Genomic DNA, 7151 nt, shown 5'->3' on the forward strand with positions numbered 1-7151 from the left:
GCCTTCATTTGACAATGTGGAGTCCTTCATGGTACACTGTCCTCGAGAAAGAGGTGGTGCGGGTGGCGGCGAAGAATGCGCTTTTGGAGATTAAGCGCAGCCTCGATAGCTACGTGGGGGAGAAGATCCTGATCCGGGCCAATAACGGACGACGCAAGATGATCGAGCGGACAGGCATCCTCGAAGAGACCTATCCGTCTGTTTTTGTGATCAAGTTGGATCAGTCGGACCACTCGTTCAAACGCGTTTCGTACAGCTACGCCGACATTCTGACGGAGACGGTGGAGTTGATGATCATGCGGGACGATGAGCCCGTGCGGGTGTGTATTGAACGGTAGCACCGGCCACCCACCTTGAACGGGAGGCAACGATGGGCCGCAAGGATGCGGCCCTTTTAGTATTTTTGAGGCGCATGTTCGGAATCGCGCCGGGGATACTGAGGATGGACGCCAAAAAAGACTCCCAGAGTCATTGACAGGAGGGGATCGGCTCGTGCCGAGACGGCGTGGCGTAATGTCCGAGGAATTTAAGGTCGAGTTGGCAAAGGACCTCGGATTCTACGACACCGTGCAGCGGGAAGGCTGGGGTGGCATTCGCACCCGGGATGCCGGGAATATGGTGCGCAGAGCCATCGAGATCGCCGAGAAAGCGTTGCGGGAGCGCCACGACACCGACCTGTAAGGCGGCCGGCCAGGGGGCATCCCCTGGCTTTTTTTGTAAGGAGGGGGCAATGGGTGCGACCGACGCCGGGGCCTCTGGTGATCATCGGCGGGGCTGAAGACAAACAAAGGGACTGCGTCATCCTGCGGGAACTGGTTCGTCTGGCCGGAGGGGAACAGGCGCGCATCGTCGTGATCACCTCAGCGACGGAATTTCCCATTGAGGTGGGTAACGAGTACGTGCAAGTCTTGACGCGCTTGGGGGCTGAGGAGGTCCATCCTCTCCACATTGTAAAGCGGGAGGACGCGAACGCCCCTTTCGCCGTGCGATTGGTGGAACGGGCGAGTTGTGTATTTTTTACAGGCGGTGAACAGGGGCGCATTACCCGTTTATTGGGCGGTACACAGTTGGATGCTGCGCTCCATCGGCGGCACGGGGACGGGTTGGTCTTGGCCGGGACCAGCGCCGGCGCTTCCGTGATGTCCAGCACGATGATTGTCGAAGGGGAGGCAGAAACAAGTCCTCGTCCGGGAATTGTTCACATGGAGCCGGGCATGGAGTTTTTGAATGGCGTGGTGATTGATCAGCACTTCGCCCAGCGGGGTCGGCTCGGGCGACTGTTGTCGGCGGTGACCAAGTATCCTCATCATCTCGGGATGGGGATCGATGAAAACACGGCGGTGGTCGTTTCAGGGGCAGAATGCCGCGTAATTGGCTCCGGAGCGGTGAGCATCGTGGACGCCAGTGCCCTCACCTACGCGAACGTCGAGTCTGCCGACCGGGGGGAGCCCCTGGCCCTCTGTGGCATTCGGTTGCACGTACTGCCCGCGGGCCATCGATTCGATCTTCGGGACCGCCGGCCGATTCTGGAAGATGCTGAACCTCACCGAGGAGATGAGGAGTTGACATCATGAAGATTCTCGATGTCCGGTTCATTCCCGGTCCGAATATCTATGTGAGCAAGCCCATTCTCGTTGCCCGAGTCGATCTGGAGGAGTTGACGGAGCGCGACAGCAATGAGTTTCCGGGTTTTGTCGACCGGCTCATCGAACATCTTCCCGGGGTGACCGATCACCACTGTGCCAAAGGAATGCCGGGAGGATTCGTGGAACGATTGCGGGAAGGTACATATTTTGGCCACGTTCTGGAGCATGTCACGTTGGAACTGACCGATCGCATCGATGCCCCGGCGTATTTCGGGAAAACTCTGTATGCCGGTCGGGCGGGACTCTACGATGTGGTGATGGAGTGTCACGCACCCGAAGCGATGACTCGACTCATCGCTGTGGCCGCCGACCTGATTCAGGCATTGGTTGACGGGCGTCCCTTCTCGTTGGACGCGGCGCTGGAGGATGCTGCGGATATCCATCGCCGCCACCGTTTAGGACCGAGCACAGTGGCAATCGTTCGAGAGGCTGAGGCCCGGGGAATTCCCTGGCGGAGGATACTCGGTGGCAGTTTTGTCCAACTCGGTACGGGAAAATGGGCGAAGCGCATCGAAGCTACGATCGGTCCCGAGACCTCTGCGGTGGCGGTGGATATCGCCTGCAACAAAGCTTATACCAAAGCTGTTCTGAAAGAGGCCGGGGTTCCGGTGCCCGACGGGGGCACCGCTTTGTCCGAAGAGGAAGCGGCGCGGATCGCCCAGGACGTGGGATTGCCCGTGACAGTCAAACCCGTGCATGGCAACCAAGGCCGCGGGGTCAGTGTATGCGTGAATACCGAGAGCGAGGTCCGGGAAGCGTACCGGCGGGCGGCGGAGATCGATCCCGAGGTGATCGTTGAACGGTGGGTTCCCGGATTACAATATCGGATTCTGGTCGTGCGCGGCCGCATGGTGGCGGCTTCCCTCCGCCATCCGCCCCGGGTGGTGGGGGATGGCGTGCACCAGGTCCGCGAGCTGATCGAGCTGGAGAATATGGATCCCCGTCGGGGCGTCGGGCACGAGAAGCCGTTGACCCGTATTCCCATCGACGAAGTCGTCCTCCGGCAACTGCGGGCCCAAGGGCTGGATTTGGAAGCGGTTCCTGCAGCCGGGCGCGTCGTGGTGTTGCGGGACAGTGCCAATCTCAGCACCGGAGGTACGGCGGAGGACGTTTCCGACCGGATTCACCCGGACCAGCGTTGGTTGTGCGAACGGGCCGCCCGGGCGGTGGGGTTGGACATCTGCGGCGTCGACCTGATGACACCGGACATCGCCCGGCCGGTGAATGAGGTGGGGGCGGTGGTGCTAGAAATCAACGCGGCGCCCGGAATTCGGATGCACGAGTTTCCCTCGGAAGGGGCGGCCCGGAACGCGGGTCGGGCCATTGTGGATGCGTTGTTTCCACCCGGCCATCCCACCCGGGTGCCGGTGTACGCGGTGACTGGGACGAATGGGAAAACCACCACCACCCGAATGATCGCTCATATCCTGCAAAGCTGTGGCGAAACGGTGGGAGCGGCCACCACCGATGGTATCTACGTAGGTGGACGAAAGATCGTGGAGGGAGACACCACTGGCCCCTCGAGTGCCCGAACGGTACTGGCTCACCCGGATGTCACGGCCGCGGTTTTGGAGACGGCCCGGGGTGGTGTCATTCGGGGAGGGTTGGGGTACGACCGGGCGGATGTAGCGGTGTTGACCAATATTTCCTTGGACCACATCGGCCAGGACCAGATTGAAACCCTGGAGGATTTGATTTTTGTAAAATCCCTGGTGGCCGAGCGGGTGTATCCCGGTGGCGCGGTCGTTCTCAACGCCGATGACCCTTCTTTGGTCGAGTTGGCGGGGCGTTTGCGTCGTCGGATCGTATTTTTCAGCATGAGGCCGGATAACCCGGTGGTGTTACGCCATCTCGCGATTGGTGGAACGGCGATTCTCGCAAAAGATGGCTGGATTCTGGAACGCACTGGGGCGCGGACTTGGCCGATTGTGAGGGTGGTCGCCGTTCCCGTGGCTTGTCGCGGAGCGGCGGGGTTTCACGTGGCCAACGCCTTAGCGGCTGCTGCGGCTTGCCGGGCGGGGGGGATCCCCCGTTCCCAGATCGCCCATGCACTCCGCCGCTTTGGTCGGGAAGTGGACAATCCGGGGAGGACCAATCTGTACCGTGTAGGTCGCAGTTACGTCATGGTGGATTATGGGCACAATCCCCACAGCTTTGCGGCCATTGGACAGTTGGTGCAGCAATGGCCCGGCCCTCGGGTCACTGGGGTTATCGGGGTTCCGGGGGACCGGGATGATTCGATCATCCAGGCTGCGGGGACGGAAGCGGCGCGTCATTTTCAGAGGATCTGGGTCAAGGAGGACAGGGATACCCGAGGGCGTGAAAGGGGGGAGGTCGCCAGGCTATTGACCGAGGCGGTGCGCGGCGTCAATGCGCGCTTGCCGCTTTACACCCGCCTGGAAGAAACCGAGGCTTTGCGCGAGGCCGTGAGTTCGTCTTTGCCCGGTGAGCTCGTGGTGGTTTTCTATGAAAAAAAAAGCCCCATTCTACAAACCCTTGAGGAATTAGGAGCTGAGCGGGTCTGGGATTGGCCCCGGGCGTCGGGCCGCAGGCAGAGCGCAAGGGAGGTGAGACACCTTTGGCAGACCACGCTACAATAGAGTTGAGTGGACAGAGAATATAGCGGCGATGGAGGTCTGGCGGGGAGGACGAAGGTGGTTTGTGAAAAAGCACCGGCAAAAATCAACCTGTCTTTAGACGTGCTATACCGTCGGGATGACGGATACCATGAAGTAGAAATGGTCATGCAAACGGTGGATTTAGCTGACCGGGTGTACCTAGAGGAGGCCGAGGATCTCCAATTGAGTTGCACTCACCCCAAACTGCCCACCGACGAACGCAACCTAGCTCTCCGGGCCGCGAAATTATTGCAACAGGAGACGGGTTGTCATCGCGGCGCATCAATTCACCTCGACAAGCGCATTCCGTTGTCGGCGGGGCTCGCGGGCGGGTCCAGCGATGCTGCGGCGGTGCTGAGAGGTCTCAATCGCTTGTGGGGGCTGGGGTTGACCAAAGATGCACTGGCGGAACTCGGGGCAAAGCTGGGGTCGGATGTGCCCTTTTGTGTGTACGGCGGCACGGCACTCGCCCAGGGGCGGGGAGAGAGGATCACGATCTTGCCGTCCTGCCCTCCGGCGTGGGTAATTCTGGTTCACCCCCCCATTCCGGTATCCACCGCTGCGGTTTACGGGAGGCTACGGCTGGATGAGGTGACGGAACACCCGAAAACGGCACAGATGGTCGAGGCGATTCGGGAGAAGGACCTCGGGGGTATCTCCCAGCGGCTCGGCAACGTCTTAGAGACGGTTACCTTCGATCTTTATCCGGAAGTGAGGCGGCTCAAAGCCCGGATGATTCAGTTCGGGGCTTTAGGGGCATTGATGTCGGGCAGCGGCCCCACGGTGTTCGGTCTGGTGGACAGGCAGTCGAAGGCGGAACGAATTCATCATGCCTTTCGCGGCTTTGTTCGGGAAGTGTATCTGACCCGGGTGTGCGGTTTAAACGACGACATTGTGGGAAAGCGGAGGGAACCTCATGGATGCGATCGTCCTCACGGGAGGGAGCGTTTCCGATAAGGACGGGCCGAAGGCCCTCTGGCCCATTCAAGGGCGGGCGATGGTGGACTATGTGTTGGACGCCCTGTTCGCGGCCGTCGAGATCGAGCGGATTGTCGTGGTGGGGCAAACGGCTGGCTCGTCAGCACGGGCGGTCTGGCTGCCCGGATCGGGCTCCATTGTCGACCACCTGCAAGCTGCCCTGAAGTTTCTAGACCGGCCCCGGGGGGAGCATGTGCTCATTGCGACCTGTGACGTACCGCTGTTAACCGGGGCGATGGTGGAGGATGTTCTGGGCCGTTGCCGGCCGTTTCGCCGGGACTTCTATTATCCCATCGTGCGGCGGGAAGATTGCGAGCGGGAACTTCCCGGGATTCGGCGAACGTATGTGAAACTTCGGGACGGCACGTTCACGGGCGGGAATCTGTTTGTGATTCGGGACGACGTGTTGAGCCGGATCCTCCCGGTGATCGACCGTTTCATCCGCAACCGGAAGAATCCTCTGCGCTTGTCGAAGGAACTCGGGTGGAGTTTCACCGTTCGGTTGGCGGCCAGCCGGGTGGTGGGAGTGCTATCGATTGATCAACTGGAGTCCCGGGTGAGGGAATTGTTTGCCGTTCGAGCATCTGCAGTGATCTGTCCGCACGCCGCCATTGGCGCCGATGTGGATGAACCCGAAGATTTGGGATGGGTGGACCGGGCTTTGGCGGCGAGATTGTCATAACCCGAAAGAAATGATATATTTTCCGAGGGAATGTTCGGTTTTTAAGATGGGGGATGGCAAGGGTGCGCCGCAGCGACCGGTTGGTTTGTTTGACCCAATTGTTTCTGCAGAATCCCCATACCGCCGTGTCGCTGAGCGACCTGGCTGAACGACTGGGGGCCGCGAAGTCCTCGTTGAGTGAAGATTTGTCCATCGTACGGGCGGTTTTTGAACAGCAGGGACTCGGCACCTTTGAGACAGCAACCGGGGCCGCAGGGGGGATTCGCTACATCCCGGGCGTGAGTGAAGCCTTCGCGGTGGATTTTGTGCGACGGCTTCAGGGGGAGCTGGCTGACGGGGAGCGCATCCTTCCGGGTGGGTTCCTGTTTATGTCCGACATCCTCGGGAGGCCGGATGTCTTGGATGCCGCCGGAAGGTTGTTTGCCCATCGATTCGCCGGGGCCGGCGCGGAAGTGGTCATGACGGTGGAGACGAAGGGAATCCCCCTGGCGGTTTCGACGGCGCGGTATCTCGGGCTTCCCATCGTGGTGGTCCGCCGGAATCAACGTCTGACCGAGGGGTCCGCCGTGAGCTTGAACTACGTATCGGGTTCGGACCGGCGGATTCAGACGATGTCGTTGTCCCGCCGGTCGCTGCGAGAAGGCACCCGGGCCCTCATTGTGGACGATTTTATGAAAGCGGGGGGCACGGCCCGGGCGTTGGTGGAGTTGCTGGCCGAGTTCGGCGGCGAGGCGGTGGGCATCGGCGTGTTTACCGCGACCTTGGAGCCGGAGAAAAAGCTGGTCGGCGAGTACGTATCATTGGTGGATATCGGGCGCATGGATGAAGAAAACCGCCGGGTGGAGACGGTCCGCGGCACGTATTTTGGCCGCTGATTCGTACGCCGGCTGAGAAGGGATGATGTGGGATGGCAGGACAGATCGTTTCAACATCAAAGGCTCCAGGGGCCATCGGCCCCTATTCCCAGGCGATTCGTTCCGGGTCATTCGTTTTTACATCGGGGCAAATCCCCCTCACTCCGGAGGGGCGAATGGTGGCGGGGGACATTCGCGAACAGACCCGGCAGGTATTTGCCAATCTGGAGGCGGTATTGAAAGCGGCCGGGGCGAGTTTTGCCGACGTGGTCAAAGCGACAGTTTTTTTGGCGGATATGAACGATTTTGCCCCGATGAATGAAGTCTACGAGGAAGTGCTCGGCGCGTATAAGCCCGCCCGGACGACGGTCCA

The 7151-nt window shown here is 60.6% G+C and carries 8 protein-coding genes; all 8 read left to right on the forward strand.

Going from position 1 to position 7151, the window contains the following annotated elements; genetic code table 11:
* Positions 1-14: 14 nt before the first annotated feature.
* The gene (veg, locus tag K6T64_RS15755; protein WP_170086719.1) at positions 15-338 is read left to right on the forward strand and encodes a biofilm formation stimulator Veg; all 324 of its coding nucleotides are present in this window, start codon (positions 15-17) and stop codon (positions 336-338) included.
* A gap of 154 nt (positions 339-492) precedes the next feature.
* Complete coding sequence (locus K6T64_RS15760) at positions 493-681, forward strand: small, acid-soluble spore protein, alpha/beta type (RefSeq protein ID WP_133121175.1); 189 nt, start codon at positions 493-495, stop codon at positions 679-681.
* A 53-nt stretch (positions 682-734) separates the two neighbouring features.
* Complete coding sequence (locus tag K6T64_RS15765) at positions 735-1574, forward strand: cyanophycinase (protein ID WP_100666480.1); 840 nt, start codon at positions 735-737, stop codon at positions 1572-1574.
* Positions 1571-4246, forward strand: coding sequence for a cyanophycin synthetase (gene cphA / locus K6T64_RS15770; RefSeq protein ID WP_288011022.1), 2676 nt, complete (start codon positions 1571-1573; stop codon positions 4244-4246). Before K6T64_RS15765 ends, cphA begins: the two co-directional genes overlap by 4 nt.
* A 54-nt stretch (positions 4247-4300) precedes the next feature.
* A complete protein-coding gene (gene ispE / locus K6T64_RS15775) occupies positions 4301-5221 on the forward strand; it encodes a 4-(cytidine 5'-diphospho)-2-C-methyl-D-erythritol kinase (protein ID WP_288011023.1) in 921 nt (306 codons plus the stop codon).
* On the forward strand, positions 5181-5924 hold the full coding sequence (locus K6T64_RS15780) for an NTP transferase domain-containing protein (protein WP_170084620.1): 744 nt from the start codon (positions 5181-5183) through the stop codon (positions 5922-5924). Before ispE ends, K6T64_RS15780 begins: the two co-directional genes overlap by 41 nt.
* 53 nt (positions 5925-5977) lie before the next feature.
* On the forward strand, positions 5978-6799 hold the full coding sequence (gene purR, locus K6T64_RS15785; protein ID WP_100666484.1) for a pur operon repressor: 822 nt from the start codon (positions 5978-5980) through the stop codon (positions 6797-6799).
* 32 nt (positions 6800-6831) lie between these two features.
* Positions 6832-7151 (forward strand): Rid family detoxifying hydrolase (locus tag K6T64_RS15790; RefSeq protein WP_288011024.1); only part of this gene is annotated, 320 nt, incomplete at its 3' end.

Source organism: Kyrpidia sp., assembly GCF_023512215.1.
GTDB lineage: Bacteria > Bacillota > Bacilli > Kyrpidiales > Kyrpidiaceae > Kyrpidia > Kyrpidia spormannii.

Coding starts and splice junctions, on each gene's coding strand:
- veg (WP_170086719.1), top strand. CDS start 15: ATGTGGAGTCCTTCATGGTACACTGTCCTCGAGAAAGAGGTGGTGCGG.
- cphA (WP_288011022.1), top strand. CDS start 1,571: ATGAAGATTCTCGATGTCCGGTTCATTCCCGGTCCGAATATCTATGTG.
- K6T64_RS15780 (WP_170084620.1), top strand. CDS start 5,181: ATGGATGCGATCGTCCTCACGGGAGGGAGCGTTTCCGATAAGGACGGG.
- purR (WP_100666484.1), top strand. CDS start 5,978: ATGGCAAGGGTGCGCCGCAGCGACCGGTTGGTTTGTTTGACCCAATTG.